The sequence below is a fragment of the Streptomyces sp. NPDC043812 genome, from assembly GCF_056436245.1.
Genome location: NZ_JBWKCY010000003.1, coordinates 247408 through 265074, shown reverse-complemented (window position 1 = coordinate 265074; position 17667 = coordinate 247408). Strand labels below are relative to the sequence as shown.

Below are 17667 nucleotides of genomic sequence, written 5' to 3'. Positions count from 1 at the left end.
GCTCCGATGCCCGTACCCGTGCAGAGCCTGCATCTCGCCGACGCGAGGGAGGCGGACGATCTCGCCGCCTTCCTCGCCCGGCTGATCCACTACGACCGCGCCGCAGCGGTCCGGCTGCAGGCCGGCAGTGGTGCGCTGGCGGTCTTCGGACGCCCGCCGTCCTTCGAGGTGCTGGCGATCCGTACGGCACGGCTCGCGGACCCCGTCGAGCTGGACGTCACCGTCTCGGCGGGCGAGCTGCTGGAGTCGCTGGGCGGCGCCGAGTTCACCGTGCCCGGTGCCGTGACCGGGCCGCCGTGGGCCGGGGTCCTCCCGCCTCGCGGCGGCTGGCGGGAGCTGACCGGTCTGCCGGACGTGGGCGCGATGCGCGGCGCGGTGGCGGCCGCGGTCGCCGAGTTCCGTGCCCGGGACGAGGCGCTGCCCCCGGACGGGCGTACGCGCGCCGAACGGGACCGTATCGGCCGGGAGATCTGGTCGCGCACGGTCGGCGGCACGGGTCTGCCGCTGCGGGCCGTGCACGCGGCTCAGTCGCTCGGCTTCCTGCGGCCCGAGGTGCCGGTCGCGCTGCTCTCGGCGGGGACGTGGCTGCGGCTGCGGACGCCGTTCGGGTCGATCGCGGTGCGGACGGGCGGGCTCGGTGGCCTGCCGGTCGCGCCGACACGGGGGCACGGGGCGGGCTGAGCCCGCCGCACGGGCCCACGGGCGGGCCGAGCACGCGCCCGGTCCTTGTGGCTGTCCGGCCACACGCCGAGGCCGGGCTCAGGGGCTGTCCGGCCACACGCCGATGTGATCCGGTTCCAGTTCCAGTACGACACGGTCCCGCATGCCCAGCGCCTCCGTGTACTCGGCGGGCAGTTGCAGCCGCCCCGCGCGGTCCAGCATCGCGTACTCGCGTGCCACCACCGACTCCTGGCCGGTCGCCGCGTCCACCTCGGTGCGGCGCAGGATCTCCGTCGACGTGCGGCCGTCGCGGATGGCCACCGTACGCCGGACCTCGCTCGCCACCGCCTGGTCGTGGGTGACGATGACGACGGTCGTGCCGAGCTCCTCGTTCGCCGTACGGAACGCGGCGAAGATCTGCTCGCCCGTGTGCGAATCCAGTTCACCCGTCGGCTCGTCGGCGAGCAGCACCGACGGCTCGTTGGCCAGCGCCACCGCGATCGCCACCCGCTGCTGCTGTCCGCCGGACATCTGGTGCGGGCGGCGGTCGCGGCAGTCGGCGACCTGCAGCATCGACAGCAGTGACTCCGCGCGCTCGGCCTTCCGCTTCGCACGACCGCGCAACTGCATGGGCAGGGCCACGTTCTGTGCGGCCGTCAGGTAGGGGAGCAGGTTGCGTGCGGTCTGCTGCCAGACGAAGCCGACGACCTCGCGCCGGTAGCGCAGCCGTTCCTTGGCGCCCATGCCGAGCAGATCGCACCCGGCGACCTGCGCCGCGCCGGCGGTGGGCTTGTCCAGGCCGGCGAGGATGTTCATCAGGGTCGACTTCCCGCTGCCGGACGCGCCGACGAGCGCCATCAACTCGCCCTCGCCGACGAGCAGATCGAGTCCCTGGAGGGCCTGCACCTCGACCCCGTCCGTGGTGAAGACGCGCACCAGACGGTCGCAGCTGATCAGCGCGTCGTGGCCGTACCGGGGGCGGTCGCGCCGGGCAGTCGCCCGGCGCTCCAGCTCTCCGAGGGAGGTGTCGGCGGTATGCGCGGTGGAGGTGTCGGTCATCGCGTGTCTCCTGCCCTCAGTTCGGTCGTCGCCCTGCGTCGGGTGGCCGCGTAGGCCTGCGCCGCGGCCACGCCGGCGGCGAGTACCACCACGCCGATTCCGGGCAGCAGCAGCGACCAGGGGTCGGTGGCCAGTTGTACGGTCCCGAGCGAGGGGTTCTGTCCCTGCCCGGCCAGCGCCAGTCTGCGCAGATCGATGCCCGGCGCGAGCAGCGCGGTCGCCGCCCAGCCCACCAGCGCCCCGCCGACGGCGGCGAGCAGTGCCGGCGGCAGCGACTCCACGACGAGGAGCCGACGGCCCTGTCGCCGGGTCAGGCCCATGGTGCGCAGCCTGGCCAGGAGCGCGGTGCGTTCCGGTACGGCCTGGAGCAGCGACAGCAGTACCGCGAGGACGGCGTAGCCGACGCCCGTCGCGACGGCCACGGTGTAGAGGCGTTCGGCTCCCTGCTGCACCGGTGATTCGGTGAACGCGGCCCGTTCCGCGGCCCGCGTGGTCACCGCCAGACTGTCGGCCGCCGGTCCGGCCGCGGCACGCAGCGCCCCAGCGGTGACATCCGCTCCGGTCACCAGCAGCGTGGTGCTCGTGCGGTCGCCGGGCAGCCCTGCCGCGTCGACGACGACGAACTCGCCGTTCGGCAGACCGGGGGTGGTGTCACGTACCGCCGCCACGCGCACCGTCAACCGCTGGAGTGCCGGGCCGACCTCGGTGGCCTGGCCGCCCAGCCGTGCCGCGACCCCGGGCGAGACCAACGCCGGCCGGGGCTCCGCCGCGGACGGCGCATGCAACTCGTCGGGGGAGAAAGCTCCCAGCCCCGTGCGGCCGGCGAGCCGGGCGTACGAGCCGGGGTCGACGGCGAGCAGGGTGACGTTCTCGCCGCCGTCGCGCAGCTCCAGGTCGTACTCGCGATGGAAGGCGGTCACGTCACGCACCCCGGCCGTCCCGCGCACCCTCTCGACGAGCCCTCCGGGCAGCGCCTCGGCGGCCTCGACACGGGCGTCCGCGCCGACCAGCGCGAGCGACGCCCGGTCGCGCGCGTCGGAGATCCCGGCCAGCACCGAGCCGCCGAACGCCGCCGTCGTCAAGGCGACGAGCAGCGCCAGCAACGGCAGCGCCGCGGTCACCGGGGACCGGCCCGCGCGGGCCGTCGCCAAAAAACCGATCACGCCGCGCCGCCGCGCCACGGGCAGCGCTACGACTCGCAGGGGCAGCGGATACACCCGTACGAGCAGTAGTCCGGCGATCACGGCGACCAGGACGGGTGCCGCGCTGACGAACTGGTCGACCTCGCTGCCGGTGCCCCGGCGGCGCAGCGACGCCACCGCGGCGACCGCCAGCACGAGCAGCGTCAGTTCGGCCATGGTGCGGCGCCGCGACGGCCTGGCCCGCACGACGTCCTCCCGCTCGGCGTGGATCCGCGAGCGCCGGTGCAGGTGTGCGGCACGCAACGGCAGGGCCGCACACGCCACCAGGGCCACCGCGGCCGACGTCCACACGGCGGGGAGCAGGCTGCCCTCGGGCAGCACGACGACGGCGAGCAGGCAGCCTGCGGCGGCGCCGGGCAGCACCGGGACGGCGACCTCCCCGAGGAGCCGCACGGCGGTACCGCGCACGGACGCGCCGCGCGAGCGCATCAGGGACAGCTCGGAGCCACGGCGGGCTGCGGCCAGGCCCGCCGCCATCAGCAGCACGACCACTGCGACGCTGCCGGCACCGAACGCGCCGACCGCGACCACCGGATCGATCGCGGCCACGACGCTGTCGAACTCCAGGAGGACATCGTCCAGTCCCGAGTCGACCGTCAGGTCGGCGGAGACTCTGTCGCGCAACTGCGTCTGGAGAGGGCCGTGTTCCAGTGAGGCGATTCCCGCGCGGATCCCGGGGAGGTCGCCGACAGCGCGCCCCGCCGTGTCGGGCGCGATGCGCCAGTAGGTCTCGAGTTCGGCCGTGACGGAGAGCAGCGCCGGCGCCGCCTCCGGTGCCAGGAGCAGCGCACCGTGCCAGTAGGGGCGTGGGACCGGTGGCTGGGTGTAGAGCCGGGTGGGCCCGGCCAGGACCGGCTCGACGGCCCAGTAGCTCAGTGCGGGCTCGGACGGCTCGACGATGCCGGTGATCCTGATCGCGAGCATGTCCTGCTCCGCCGTCGCCCTGGGCACATGGACGACCGAACCGGGCTCGATCCGGAGGGACTTCGCGGTGGCCGTGGTGACCGCTGCCTCCACGGTGTCCGTGGTCGCGGTGACGGAGTCCTTGGCGGCGGTCGGCAGCCGGCCCGCCCGCAGTGTCGCGTGCTCGCCCACCCCCGCCTGGGTGCTCAGCGTGAACACGGGCCCGCCGCCGTCGAGCTGGGGGAGCCAGCTGTCCGTCGCCTGCTGCGGTTTGGTGGTCCGTACGCCGTACGTGGACTGCGCCGCATCGGCATCGAGCGGCGCGGGCAGCGTGCCGAGGATCTGCCGGTACTGCGCGGACAGTTTCTCGGGGCGCATCAGCGGAGCGGGGCTCACCAAGTCGTCCGTCCAGGGCATCAGGGCGGGGTTGGTCAGCTCGATCACACTGCGGTCCGGGGCCGTGACGGCGAGCTCGTGCCGCAGTCCCTCGCCCTTGTACGTCTCCACCCCGCGGGGGAACGCGGCGGCGAGGAAGGAAGTGATCAGGACCAGGACGAACAGAGCGACGGCGCTGCCGGGCGCGACGCGCAGCCGGGTGCGCACCCAGGGGGCGACGGCCTTCATCTCACTCGCCTCCTTGGACACGCAGGGCGGCGGCCATGTCGCCGCGGCGCAGCGCCAGTGCCGCCACCATCACGACGGGTGCGGCGGCCACCAGCGCCACCAGTAGGGCGACCCGGCCGACGGGCAGTTCCACCAGCACACCGGGGACCGGCTGGGTGGCCTGCGCAGTCAGGACGACGAGGGGAACGACAGCGCGGGTCAGGACCGCACCCAGGGCCAGGCCGACCAGCACGGCCAGACCGATGAGCAGCGAATGCTCGATCGCCAGGAGCCGGGCGAGCTGCCGTCTGGGGGCGCCGAGCGCCCGCAGCAGCGCAAACTCGGAGGAACGTTCCCGCAGCGCCCCCACCACGCTCACCGCGAAGCCGACCGCGGCGAGCGCCGCCGCGGCGGCGGTCACGGCGGGCAGCGCCGACTGCGGACCGGCCCCGAGCGGATCGTCGCACAGTTCCTCCGCGATCTCGTCCCGCACCTGGACCTGCGACGGATCGATCTCGGGCCGGGCCCGTACCGCTTCGGCGACCTGCGCCGCCTTGCCCGGCTCGGGGAACAACCACCACTCGGAGGGCGGGAAGGCGGCGGGACGGTCGGCGACCGCCCGGTTGACGGCCCGGAAGTCGAGCAGCAGCGCACCGCCGTCGCTCTTGGCAACCGTGCCGAAAGCACCGGAGCCGGTCGTGGGGACAGCGGTCAGGGTGCCGACGACCTTCACCTTGAGATCTCCGCCCTGGGCCGGGATCGCGATGACCGATCCCTTCCGCGCGCCGCTGGACTCCAGGAAGCGCGCGGTCGCCAGGGCGGCGGGCATCTCCGGCTCCGGCGGATGGGCCGAGACCCGGACGGTGACCGTGCGCTTGCTGCCCCAGTCCTCGGACTCGGCCTCCGTCGTGCCCGCGTGGTAGGTGACATCGAGCGGGGTGCGCGCCGAGGAACGGATCGCGGTCACCTTGGGCCTTCTCAGTGTGTCCGTGTTCACGACCGCATTGCCGTGCCAGACCGTGCCCTTCGCGGCCTCGACCGGGTGGACCGAACCGTCGGCGGCGACCGCGCGGATCGCCTCGACCGTGAGCCGCTTCGGCATGATCCGGTGAGGGAAGGACGCCTCGTCGAGGTCGATGGCGGTGAGCACCAGCGGGCCTGCGGGCTTGCCGGCGGGGGCGCCTGCGGCGGAGGCGATGTCCGCGGTCAGCGTCCGGCGTCTGCCGTCCGGTGCGAGAGCGTCCAACTGGAGCCGGTACGGCACTCCGTAGCGGTCCACGACCGTGACGGTGATCAGGCCCTCCGCGCTGCCCGTCCGGTTCTCTGCCGCTGTCGTCAGCTTCATGTCGAGGTCGAGGCGCACGGCTCCGTCGGGCAGCGGCATTCCGGCGGGCGGGACCTCGGCGGGGCGCAGCCGGGCGATCCCGTCCGCGTCGTCCCGCAGCGTCAGTTCGTCTGCCGCGAGCGTGGAGTCCAGGGCCAGCACGGTCGCCTCCCGTCCGCCCGACATGCTCAGCTGCGTACGGGCGGCAGGGGCCGCGGCGCGCAGGCCGGCGATGTCGTCGTACATACCGCCCTGCCCGAGGGTGTCGGTCCCCTCGCTGAGTACGCGCACCGGAGCACCGGCGCGGAAGCCGGCCTGGTCGATCTGCGAACGGTCCCAGGAAGCGGCCTGTCCGATCGCCAGCATGCCCATGGCGACGGCGAGCACGAGCAGCAGCACGGGGCCCGCGCCGCGCAGCGGCCGACGGGCGAGCTGCCAGCCGGCGAGCGCACCCGACAGGCCGCGCCCCCTGGCCGCCCTGCGTTCGGCGAGTCTCGCGGCTGGCGGCAGCAGCCGCAGGGCGAGGGCGGTGCCGGCGAGCAGCGCCAGCGCGGGCGCCACGGCCAGCAGCGGATCGATGCCCAACTGGCCTTCGCGGTCACCGCTGATGGCCCCGCTGCCCGCGGTGCGCCGGTCCAGCTGCCAGTAGGCGACGGCGGCGACCACCAGCAGTGCCACGTCGGCACCTGCCCGCAGCGGGGCGGCGAGTGCCTGGGCCCGGCGGCCGCGCGAGCGCCCTGCGGTGAGCGCGGGCAGCACCATGGCGACCGTGCAGGCCGACGCGACGGCGGCGCCGATCAGCCACACCGAGGCGGTCGGTCCGGTGTCGACATGCAGCCCGATCCGGCCCGGCAGGCCCTGTCCTGCCAGCAGCGCGGTCAACGGGCCGGCGAGCAGCGGCGCACACACCGCCGCGGGCACGGTGAGGAGCAGCGCCTCCAGGGTGCCGAGCGCGACGATCCGCCGGCGGGAAGCGCCGCGGGCGAGCAGGACGTGGGTCTCCCCCTCGCGTTCCCCGCTGAGCAGCCGCGCCACCAGCAACAGCGCGTACCCGGCGAGCAGCACGAGCTGCAACGAGACGATCAGCAGCGTGGAACGCGACACCAGCAGCGTCCGCTCCGACCGGTCCAGCACCTCGGGCAGCGCGGTACGGCTCTCGACACCGTCGAGGGCGGGCTGCGCGGCGAGGTACTTCTGGCTGCTCCGTGCCGCCGAGCGGAGCGCGTCGACCCGGTCGGCGGTGAGGGTACGGAAGTCGGCGGTGGCCAGCCACGACAGCGGGCCGCTGCTGACCCGGCCCGCGGCGAAGACAGCGGGGTCGGTGAGCAGGGGACCGTACGTGGTGAACGCGGACCTGAGCACACCGCGCCCGCCGGCCTCGTCGAGCTGCCAGTACGGGTCCCCGGTGTCGGCAGGCCGGTAGACGCCCGTGACCCGGATCCGTGCGTCGGGCCCGCCGAGGCGGTCGTCGAGTCTCAGCACCCGGGGACCGGGCGTCAGCCTCAGCTGCCGCGCCGCCACCTCGGGTACGGCGACCTCGATCACGTCGCCCGTCCTGGCGTCCGTCCCCGCGCCCGTCTGCTTCGCCGGCCAGGAGCCGGCGGACAGCCGCACCCGGGACCGGTCGACGGCGGCGAACGCGGTGAGATCCGGGTCGCCCTTGCGGGCGGCGGCCGGCTGCAGCGCCCGCGGCAGCGAGTACGGTCCGGACCTGTCGAACCGGGCCAGCGCGACCGGCAGCCCGGCGAACGCCTGTTGCGCCCCGCGCTTCGCATCCCGCAGCACCGCCTCGCGGTCCTCGCCGGGGCTCCGCGTGGTGATGGTCAGCGAGGCGTTCGCGGCCTCCCGGGTGGCAAGCGCATGCCGGAGCCCTGCGTCACCGACGGAGGATGCGAACGCGGCGAGGGTGGTGAGGACTGCGGTCGTCAGCAGTACGGCGAGCAGGGCGGCCGCCAGTAGCAGTCTGTGCCCGCGCGCACGCAGAAGGACAAACCCCGTCACCCGTTCCCCCAGCCCCCGTCGAGCCCCCGAAAGCCCTTTCGTGCGGATGCTTTCAGACAGGTGTGGGGTAAGGAACCGTTGTCACACCGGACTTGACGGGATCGTGACCGGAATCCGGCGCGGTCTCACCGGATTCCGCGACGAAGGCCGGGGTCAGTCGGCGGTGTTGACCATGGAGGCCGCGGCGTAGCTGAGGTAGCTCCAGAGCTGCTCCTTGTGCTCCGGGGACAGCCCCAGCTCATCGACGGCGACCCGCATGTGTTTCAGCCAGGCGTCGTGCGCGGCCCGGTCCACGGTGAAGGGCGCGTGCCGCATCCGCAGTCGCGGGTGGCCGCGATTGTCGCTGTAGGTGCGGGGCCCGCCCCAGTACTGCATCAGGAAGAGCACGAGCCGCTCCTCGGCCGGGCCCAGGTCCTCCTCGGGGTACATGGGCCTCAGCAGCGGGTCCTCGGCTACTCCCTGGTAGAAGCGGTGGACGAGGCGCCGGAAGGTGTCCTCGCCGCCGACCTGCTCGTAGAAGGTCTGCTCCTGAAGCGTCCCGCGCGGAATCTCATTCACCCTGCCATGGTCTCAGACGCCCCGGCCGAGGACCCGGGCCCCAGGACCTGCCCGCACAACCCCTGTCCGACAGTCCCGGTCCCACAGTCCTGTCCGTACGGTCCGGTCGCGCACAGTCCCTGTCCGTGACGGCTTTCGTCCCGTGACGGATCGTGCCGGTGCTCGCATCGGCGTCATCACCGCAGGAAGGTGGAGGCATGGGTGACCACGCCGACCGGTTCGCCGTGCCTGCAGCCGAGGTGCGGGCCACGCTGGTGCGCGAGATCGTGGCCGGAGGCGGGCTCACCGACCCGGCCTGGCGGGCCGCGTTCGAGCAGGTGCCGCGGCATCTGTTCGTGCCGTACTACTTCGTCGGCCGGGCAGGCACCTATGAACGGCTGTGGTGCGAGGACCCCGACGCAGACCGGCGCGCCCGCTGGCTGCACGGCGCCTATACGGACGGTCCACTCGCCACCCGTGTCCGCGACGGCGAACTGGTCTCCTCCGCCAGCCAGCCCTCCCTCATGGCCGTGATGCTCGACGCCCTCGAACTGACCGACGGCGACACGGCGCTCGAGATCGGTGCGGGCACCGGCTACAACGCGGCACTGCTGGCGCACCGGCTCGGCGACGACGCGGTCACGACCGTGGATCTGGACCCCGAGATCACCGAGTCCGCTCGCCGCCACCTGGAGACGGCCGGCTACCGGCCCGCTGTTCTCACGGGCGACGGCGCGCGCGGGTGTCCCGAGCGGGCGCCCTTCGACTGCATCATCGCCACGTGCACGCTGCCGTCGCTGCCGTCCGCATGGCTGCCCCAGTGCAACGCGGGTGCCCGGATCGTCGCTCCCCTGTCGACCGGGCTGATCGCTCTGCGAGTGGGCGACGGCGTGCGCGGGCCGAGTGCCGAGGGGCACTTCCTGCGCACGTCGGCGTTCTTCGTACCGCTGCGCGGCGGGTCCGCCGCGCCGGCGACCCGGGCCGGTGGCCTGCCGCGGCGAGCAATCGAGAACGACCTGTTCCGCTTCCTGCTGACCCTGACCGCGGGCAGCCTGGACCCCCGCGAGGCGTTGTCCCTGTGGGAACGCGAACGCCGCCCCGAACGCAACCGCTTCGGGATCACGGTCAGCGGCGGCCGCCAGTGGGCCTGGCTGGACGACCCCGAGGGTCCCTACATCTGGCCACTGGGCAGCGGCACGGGCTGATCCCTCGGCCCCAGGAGGGAGCCGGGAGGCGTCAGCCGCGGCGGACCGTGATCGTCGTCCAGGCCCCGACGTGCACCCGGTCGCCGTCGTTCAACGGGATCGGGACGTAGGGCTGGATCGGGTCCTCGGCGCCGTTGACCGTCGTGCCGTTGGTGGAGTTCTGGTCGACCACCGCCCACGAGCCGTCCGGCTGCTGCACCAGCACGGCGTGCTGGTGCGAGACGCCCGGGTCCTCCGGCGGGACGGACAGGTCGATGTCGGGCGACTCGCCCGTCGAGTGCCTGCGCCGGCCGATGGAGACCTGGTTGCCGGTCAGCGGCAGGTGCTGCTCGGGGGAGTAGGCGGGCAGGTTGAGCCCGGTGGCCTCCGGGCCGCTGCGCTGCATCATCGCCAGGAAGTACTCGCGGTCCGGCCCGATCACGGCAGTCCACGTCGACCGGCCGGCGAACTGCGGCGGCGGCCCGCCGTGCGGTCCACCCTGCGGCCCGCCGTGCTGCTGGCCGTGCTGCGGCGGCGGAGGCTGCTGCTGGAACGGCGCCGGACTCTGAGGACCTTGCGGTCCCTGAGGCGCCGCCGGTGGCGGCGGGGACTGCGTGCGCGAGGGCGGCGACAGCATCCAGTCGTCGCCACCGCCGGTGTGCTGCGGCTGGGGCGCAGGCGGCGCCGACTGCTGGTACGAGGGCGGCGGCGGAGGACCCGGCTGCTGGAAAGCGGGCGGCGGAGGCGGCGGACCGCCCTGCTGGTAAGCCTGCGGAGGCGGACCGCCCTGCTGGTAGGCCTGCGGCGGCGGACCGCCTTGCTGGTACGCCTGCGGCGGTTCCTGCCCGAGCGGCTCGGCGGGCCGGTTCATCTGCGACGGCCGCGAACTCTGGTACTCGAAGGGGTCACGATGCTGCGGGGGCGGCGGGCCCTGCTGCGCGGGGGGCGCGGGCTGTCCCGGCTGGGACTGGAACCCCGGCGGGAGGTTCAGTCCGGGCTGGGGCGGCGGCGCCAGCGGCGTGTAGGAGGTCGCCGTGTGCGTGAGGAAGTTGTACCGGCACTCTTCGCAGAAAGGCGCCATGGCCTCACGCGGCGTGCGGCACTGCGGGCAGAGCTCGGCCTGGGCGGTCGCGTTCGGATCGCCCCCCGGGCCGGGGTAGCCGTACGACGGCGGCGGGGGAGGCGGTGGCGGCACGGCCCCCGAGGGAGCGCCAGGGCCGGCCATGCGGTGGCCACAGACCTCGCACCAGTCGTCGGAACCCGACTGGTGTCCGTTCGGGCAGGTCGGCATGTCGGCGCGTCCCCCTCTCCTTCTCCGGCCCGCGGGCCGATTCATCTCTGCTTGTGCGACTGCCCGCGCGGCCTACTTCTTCACGCGAACGGTCTTCGTGGAGCGCGTCTCGAGAGTCATCTCGTCCGCCTCCGCGACCTTTGCCTTCAGTCGCACAGTACCTGTCGCCACATCGACGACGTCCACCACCTTCGAAAGCAGTTTCGCAGTGTCCTCGTTCCCGGAATGCGCCGCGAGCTGCACCGCACGGCCGAGTTTCGCCGTTGCGCCGTCGAAGTCGCCCGACTTGCGTGCTTCCAGCCCCTGCTGGATGACCTGCGCCAGTTCCGCCTGTCCCGTGTAGTGCGCGACCTGCGGGTTGATCGAGGTCGATGCCGCCATGTCGTCCGTCCACACCGCCCGCACCAGCCCCTGGGCCAGGGCTTCGGGTGCTCCTCCGTCAGCGGCCGGAACGATCAGGGAAACGCGTGCCGCCAGCATCTCCCGGCCGATCCCGGCCTCAGGAACCTTCACGCACACGTGGTAGTCGCGGGACTCGTCGCCCCACGAGCCGGTCGGATAGTCACCGGCCCGCGGACCGGCCTCGGTGCGCCGCCCGGTCAGCTCCTCCACGGTCGGCGCGACCTGCTTGACGAAGGCGATCTCCACACCGACGGGCGTCCAGAGCCGCAGTGCCACGTCCGCGACCTCCTTGCCCATCGCGTTCTCCATCATCTGTGTGAAGTCCGCGGCCAAGCCGCTGGGGTCGGCGACGATGTCGGCCGTGCCGAGCAGCGCCGAGGCGATGCCGGTGACCTCCTTGACCTCCCAGTCGGTACCGACACCGCGGGCGTCGCAGGTGAAGCGTCCCGCGCAGGCGTCGAGGGCGGCCCGCAGATCCTCCGGGGTCTCGTGCTCGTTGCGCCCGTCGGTGAGCAGGATGCCGTGCCGGATCGACAGGTCGGCGGAGGCGAGCAGCCGGTCCGCCAGCCTCAGCCAGGTGCCGATGGCGGTGCCGCCGCCCGCGCTGAGGCGCCGCAGCGCGTCCTTGGCCTGCGCGCGGGTGGCAGGGTCCGCGACGGCGAGCCCCCCGCCGCCCGGGTAGACCTCGGTCGCGTTGTGCGTGCCCGCGACCACGGCGAAGGCGACCCCGTCGCGCAGGGTGTCGACAGCGGCGGCCGTGGCGTCCCGCGCGTTGCGCATCTTCGTCGACGGATAGTCCATCGAGCCGGAGCAGTCGACCATGATCACGACACCGGCGGAGGGCGCCGCCGGCCCCGGTACTTCCGAGGCCGCGGACGTCGCCCCGAGCAGCGGCACACCGCGTGTGGTGCCACCGCCGGTGGACGTCACCGTGACGATCGCGTTGACCTCCCGGCCGCCCTCCGGAAGGTATTCGTTCTGGTACACGTCGACCGAGAACTGCGGCACCTGGGACTTGGAGAAAACGGCCATCTGATCGGCTCCTTGGGCTCCACCCGGGCAGAGTGACGGGTCAGGGAGAGTCGGGACGGGAAGAGGCGGACGGGGCGGGCGGAACGGGACGAGCGGGCCGGTTTCAAGCCTTTTCGTAGGCCGATCCTGTCCCTTCGGCCGGTACGGCGAACGGCAGCACCGCCACTGTTACGTTGTCGTGGCCCCCGCCGTCGAGCGCGTGGCCGACCAGCATCTGTGCGCTGTGCAGCGGTCGTTCGGCGGCGTCCGACGGCACGGCTCGCGCCATCTCGTCCGCGCCCTCGGCGTAGTTCCACAGGCCGTCCGTGCAGACGACGACCACGCCGGAGCGGTCCGGCTTGAACGACGCGGTGTGCGGCTCCAGTTCGTACGCGTCGGCTCCCAGCCAGCCCGTGATCGCGTGCGCCCGTTCGTCCGCGTACGCCTCGGCCTCGCTCATGAGACCGGCCGCGACCATCTGCGCCGCCCAGGAGTCGTCCTCGGTGAGCCGGGCGGGCGGGCCGCCTCGGTCGTCGGGCACCCAGTAGGCGCGGCTGTCGCCGACCCAGCCGACCACCAGCAGCCCGCCGGCAGAGACGGCGCCCACGATCGTGCACGCCGGTGCGTTCTGGTGGCGGCCCTGGTCGTGTTCCCCGGCCCCCTCCCCGCCCGCTCCCTGGGCGAGGGAGTTGACCGCGGCGGCGGCGGCGACGATCGCCTCGTGCATGGCCTGCTGGGGGTGCGTGCCGCGCGGAAGCGAGGCGAGCAGCTGTTCGTTGGCGGCGCGCGCGGCCGCCTCCGACGCCTCGTCCGGCCGGGTCGCCGACGAGACACCGTCGCAGACGACGGCGACGACGGCGGGCGAACCGTCGGGCAGAGCGGTGGACGAGACGGCGAACGAGTCCTCGTTGCGGTGGTGGCGCAGGCCTCGGTCGCTGACGGCGGCGACCGACCCGAGCTCCTGCTCCATGTGATCGCGCTCGCGGGGCTGGGCGTGGCCGCAGTTCTCGCAGTAGCCGTCCGGGTCGACATGGCCGGCCCGGCACGCGACGCAGAGCTTGCCGCCGGTCGCGGCGCCGCCGGTCCCCGGGGCGGCGGGAGCGGCCGGGGGCTCGGCCGCGCGGGGATCCACGGCGACCGCGCTGCCCGGCGCCGGCGCGGCGAGTTCGAAGTCCCCCGAGGGCGGGGTGTCGTACCGGACCCCGGGGCCGGTCAGTTCACCGCCGTCCGAGTCGGTGCCCGGCAGGTCGCCGGGCTGCTGTGTGGGCGGGGACATGCCCGAGGTGTCGGTGCCGGTGGCCGCGGGCCAGTCCACCGGTGTGCCGATGGCCATGGTGGGGCGGTCCTGGGAGGTGGCGGGCACGGCCGACAGGTCGTACCCGCACGCCCCGCAGAAACGGTCGCCGGATTCGACCGGCTCCTCGCAGTCGGGGCAGGCCGGCCCGTCGGCCGCCTCATGCATCTGCGCCATCAATCACACCCACGTCCGGGGGCGGTAGCGGTTGGCCCGCTCCACCAGCTCTATCCGCTCCTCGCCGCGCTGGGCGAGCCGGGCGAGGACCCGGAAGGAGCGTTCCAGTCCGAAGCGCAGTCCGCGCTCGTCCAGTTCGCTGCCGAGCAGCACGGTCGGTGCGCCGGTGCTCGGCGTGGGGGGTGCAGCGGTCGGAACGGACGGCTGGGCTCCGGGACTACCGGAGAGTACCCAGTCGAGCGCCTTGCCGAGCACCTCGGCGGCCAGCTTCTCGCGGCGCACCGCGTCGATACCGAACGCCGCCAGTGCGTCCACCTGCGCGGCGGCCGCCGACAGGTCGTCCAGGAGTGGTTCGTGCGCGGCGCGCCGTCGCAGTCTCGCCCGTACGGCAGCCACCCGCGCCGCCGTGTAGTGGATGGACGCCTCCGGCACGGACTCCAGGGTCCGTACGGCTCCCGTGCGGTCGCCGGCGGCGATCTGCACCCGCGCCAGCCCGAACGCGGCGCTGACGAAGCTCGGATCGGTCGTCCACACGAGGCGGTAGTAGTCCGCGGCGTTGTCCAGCTGGCCGAGGACCTCGGCGCACACCCCGAGCGCCAGCTTGGGCGCGCTCTCGCCCGGGAACGCGTCGTAGATCGCGTCGAACGACAGCGCAGCCTCCTCGTGGTCACCGGTCACCAGCGAGGTGATGCCCCGGTACCAGACCACCCGCCAGTCGTCCGGCTGTGTGCTCTCCAGGGTGGCCAACGTGCCCGTCGCGGACGGCAGGTCGCCCATCTCCAGCCTGGCGCGCAGCTCGCGCAGCAGGGTCTCGGGTGAACTCGCCGCCACCGAGCTCAGCGCCGCGATCAGTTCGGTGGCGGCCGAGGCCATCAGGCCCGCCAGGAATCCGGCGTTGGGGTCGCTCGGGTTGACGTGCGGGACCGGCAGGGCCATCGCGGTGCCCCGGGTGTCGACGACGGCGAGATGCGGGGCGAGCGCGGGAGCCGGGGAGGCGGGGGCGAGGCCGTCCGGGGTGCGCTGCGCGGGGACGGCGGCGTGCCCCGCCGGTGCCGTCGCACCGTGGTGGCCGGGGAAGGAGCCCGGCACGGGAGGCAGCGGCGGCACGCCGGGCAGTCCCGGGGCGGACCCCGGCGCACGGCCGTTCGCAGCAGACTTCTTCGCCCGTCTGCCGTTTGCGCCGGCCCGTGCGCCGAGCTGCGAGACGTCCCCGGCCGGCTCCGCGAACAACTCGGTGTCCGGCACGCGCACTTCGGGTCCGAACAGCGTCGACAGGGAAGGACGCGGCGTGCCCGTCTGCATGGCGACGACCTCGCGCAGGACACCGGTCAGCTGCTCCGCCATCTCCTGCGCGGAGGCGAACCTGCGCGCGGGGTCCGGATCCGTCGCCCGTACCAGCAGTCGGTAGAAGGATTCGTACGTGCGGAAGACCTGGATGTTCTCCGGGTCGGGCAGGGAGTCCACGAACACGTTCGTGTAGCCCTGGAAGTCGAAGGTGAGCACGGCCAGCGTGCGCGCGACCGTGTACAGGTCGGAGGCGACCGATGGGCCGACCTCGGCGACCTCGGGGGCCTGGTAGCCGACCGTCCCGTAGATCGCGGACTCGTCGTCGTCCATCCTGCGGACGGCACCCATGTCGATCAGCTTGAGCTGGTCCTGCTGCTGGATGGCGTTGTCGACCTTGAAGTCGCAGTAGAGCAGATTCCTGCTGTGCAGATGGCCGAGCGCTTCCAGCGCCTCGATGCCGTACGCGCAGGCCTGCTCGACCGGCAGCGGATCGCGCCTGCCGTTCTCGCCCCGGCGCTCGTTGGCGATCTCCTTCAGCGACTTGCCGCCGACGTACTCCATGACGATGTAGCCGTCGAGGGAGCCGGTGCGCTGGTCGAGATGCTCGACGAAGTTGTAGATGCGCACGATGTTCGCGTGCTCGATCTCGGCGAGGAAGCGCCGCTCCGAGATCGCCGCTGCCATCGCGTCCTGGTCGCCGGTGTCCAGCAGACCCTTGAGCACCACCCACCGGTCGGACACCGCGCGGTCCACCGCCAGATACACCCAGCCCAGACCGCCGTGCGCCAGACAGCCCACGACCTCGTACTGGCCGTGGACGATGTCGCCGGCCTTGAGCTTGGGCACGAAGGAGTACGGGTGGCCGCACTTGGTGCAGAAACCTTCGGTACGGCCCGGGCGGTCGCCGCGTGCGCGTCCCACCGGCGCGCCGCAGTCGGAACGGGAGCAGAACCGCTTGCGCTCCGGTACCTCGGGGTTCTCCATCACCGCGGTGTGCGGATCCGGGCGCGGCACCTGCGGCACCGTGACCAGGCCCGCGCCGAGGCGGTTCCGCCCGGACGCGGAGGTGGACGCGCCGGAGCTGCGGACCGAGACGGACCGCGTCGACGTGCTGCCTCCGGTCAGGGACCGCGACAGCCGCCCCGACACCGAGCGGCGCGAGGACGACGAACGCGCCGAGGCCCGTGAGGAGCGTGAACCGCTGCGCGCCGACGAGGAGTCCCGCCCGCCGCCGGTGATGCCGGTGGGCTGAGAGGCGACCATTCCGGTCGGGGACACCACGGGCGCCAGACCGCAGGTGTCGCAGTACAGCTCGCCCTCGCCCATGTCCTCGTAGGAGCCCTCGCAGTCGGGGCGCTGGCAGTTCTTCTTCTCGCTCATGAATCCCCCCTGCGGTCTTCGGGCGCCGGAGCCCGCCCGCCCTGTCGCGGTACGAGCACTTCGGCGGCGGCGTGCTGATAGCGCAGGACCGCCTGTTCGGCGGCGCGCAGATCGCAGGGCGCGCTCCACAGCATCCGCCGCGCCGCGTCGTACCGCTCGATCAGCAGAGGATCCTCCGCCATGCCGTGCCGGGCGACCTTCGCCTTGTAGGCGTCGAGCCTGCCGCGCAGCTCGGCGCGCACTGCCAGCGGTGCCGTGACGGCGGTCAACGACTCCCGGGCCCGTAGCAGTTCGTCCTCGGCCTCGCGTTCCAGCGACTCCAGCAGCGGCGAGAGCCGGTGCCACTGGGAGTGCCTGCGGTACTCGGCGGCCGTGGACAGCCGCTCCTGCAGCACCGTCGGCGGCCCGCTGACCGCCGGGACCTCCGACGCGGCGATCTTCGCCAGCACCTCACCGCGCGCGGAACGGGCCTCGCTCAGCGTCCGGTCGGCCCGCGACAGCACGTCGCGCAGCCTCATCAGCCGTTCCTCCGAGTCCTGCCGGACCTGGAGCACGGCCTCGATCTCACGGCGCACGTCCTCCAGTGCGCGCGCCGCACGGTCGTACCTGGCGGTGTCCGGACGGCCGCCGCCGGGCGCCGAACTGCCCTGTGCGGAACGCCAGAAGGCCAGCGGATCGGACACCACCTGGGCCCGCAGTGCCGTCAGTTCATGGGTGATGGACTCCAGGTCGTCGCCTGACGGATGCTCCCCGGGCCGCACGCCGACGGAGTGCGCCAGCGAACGCGTGCGCTGCAGTTCGGCGGAGAGCAGATCTATCCGGGCGGGCAGCGCCGACCACACCGCGTCCGCCGTGACCACCACGTCGAGCGAGCTCGCGTACAACTCGTTCATCCTGGTGACCAGCTCTTCGAGGGAGAACTCCTCGGAGAGCCTGGCGGGTCCCGTGACCGAAGGCCCGGTGTGCGACGCCGCCGCACCGGCCACCGTCACGCTCCGCCCGCGCAACCGCTCGGTCAGCTCGGCCAGATCCTCGCGGCTGGACCAGCGCCGGCGTGCCCGCAGCTCACGGATGTCCGACAGCGCCGCGGTGTAGGCGTCGAAGTAGTTCCACAGCAGGGTGATCGACTGCTCGGCGCCGGCCCAGCGGTCCTTGGTGACACCGGTCAGCTCGGCGCCTTCGAGGAGGCGGCGGCCCGCATGGTCCTGGAGCGCGAGGAGGGAGGTCTCGACCGCCTCGTGCTCCGCGCCGAGCCGTGCCAGCGCACGGTCCACCTCGTCCCGGTCCATCACCGGCCCGTGCGGTCTCCCCGCCGAGCCGGGGAAGGGTCCCGCGACGCCCATCGATCACCT

Annotated in this window: 11 protein-coding genes; 2 read left to right on the top strand and 9 right to left on the bottom strand. The window is 73.5% G+C overall.

The features are described from left to right. Positions 1-6 precede the first annotated feature (6 nt). Entirely contained in the window at positions 7-681 is a 675-nt protein-coding gene (locus AC067Z_RS06190) for a DUF8010 domain-containing protein (protein WP_478788481.1), read from the top strand. Between the two features lie 78 nt (positions 682-759). On the opposite strand, the gene AC067Z_RS06185 is transcribed toward AC067Z_RS06190, so the two are convergent. The 4 genes from AC067Z_RS06185 to AC067Z_RS06170 form a co-directional block, all read right to left on the bottom strand. Continuing rightward, on the bottom strand, positions 760-1719 hold the full coding sequence (locus tag AC067Z_RS06185; protein WP_478788266.1) for an ABC transporter ATP-binding protein: 960 nt from the start codon (positions 1717-1719) through the stop codon (positions 760-762). After that, entirely contained in the window at positions 1716-4448 is a 2733-nt protein-coding gene (locus AC067Z_RS06180; RefSeq protein WP_478788265.1) for an FtsX-like permease family protein, read from the bottom strand. Before AC067Z_RS06180 ends, AC067Z_RS06185 begins: the two co-directional genes overlap by 4 nt. A gap of 1 nt (position 4449) precedes the next feature. Further along, positions 4450-7752 carry an FtsX-like permease family protein gene (locus AC067Z_RS06175; protein ID WP_478788264.1) on the bottom strand — a complete coding sequence of 1101 codons (3303 nt, stop codon included), beginning with the start codon at positions 7750-7752 and terminating at the stop codon, positions 4450-4452. Between the two features lie 153 nt (positions 7753-7905). After that, positions 7906-8310: a globin gene (locus AC067Z_RS06170; RefSeq protein WP_478788263.1), complete on the bottom strand. Its 405-nt coding sequence runs from the start codon at positions 8308-8310 to the stop codon at positions 7906-7908. A 197-nt stretch (positions 8311-8507) separates the two neighbouring features. Between AC067Z_RS06170 and AC067Z_RS06165 the strand changes: the two genes are divergently transcribed. Continuing rightward, the gene (locus AC067Z_RS06165; protein WP_478788262.1) at positions 8508-9494 is read left to right on the top strand and encodes a methyltransferase domain-containing protein; all 987 of its coding nucleotides are present in this window, start codon (positions 8508-8510) and stop codon (positions 9492-9494) included. A gap of 31 nt (positions 9495-9525) precedes the next feature. Here the strand turns inward: AC067Z_RS06165 and AC067Z_RS06160 are convergent, their stop codons facing one another. The 5 genes from AC067Z_RS06160 to AC067Z_RS06140 all read right to left on the bottom strand — a co-directional run bounded on the left by AC067Z_RS06160 (position 9526) and on the right by AC067Z_RS06140 (position 17658). Beyond that, positions 9526-10764, bottom strand: coding sequence for an FHA domain-containing protein (locus AC067Z_RS06160; protein WP_478788261.1), 1239 nt, complete (start codon positions 10762-10764; stop codon positions 9526-9528). Positions 10765-10836: 72 nt separating this feature from the next. Next, positions 10837-12198: a vWA domain-containing protein gene (locus AC067Z_RS06155; protein WP_478788260.1), complete on the bottom strand. Its 1362-nt coding sequence runs from the start codon at positions 12196-12198 to the stop codon at positions 10837-10839. A 103-nt stretch (positions 12199-12301) separates the two neighbouring features. After that, positions 12302-13648, bottom strand: coding sequence for a PP2C family protein-serine/threonine phosphatase (locus AC067Z_RS06150; protein WP_478788259.1), 1347 nt, complete (start codon positions 13646-13648; stop codon positions 12302-12304). A gap of 3 nt (positions 13649-13651) precedes the next feature. Then, complete coding sequence (locus AC067Z_RS06145; RefSeq protein ID WP_478788258.1) at positions 13652-16315, bottom strand: serine/threonine-protein kinase; 2664 nt, start codon at positions 16313-16315, stop codon at positions 13652-13654. Next, on the bottom strand, positions 16312-17658 hold the full coding sequence (locus AC067Z_RS06140) for a coiled-coil domain-containing protein (RefSeq protein ID WP_478788257.1): 1347 nt from the start codon (positions 17656-17658) through the stop codon (positions 16312-16314). The genes AC067Z_RS06145 and AC067Z_RS06140 overlap by 4 nt, the downstream gene beginning before the upstream one ends. Positions 17659-17667: the final 9 nt, after the last annotated feature.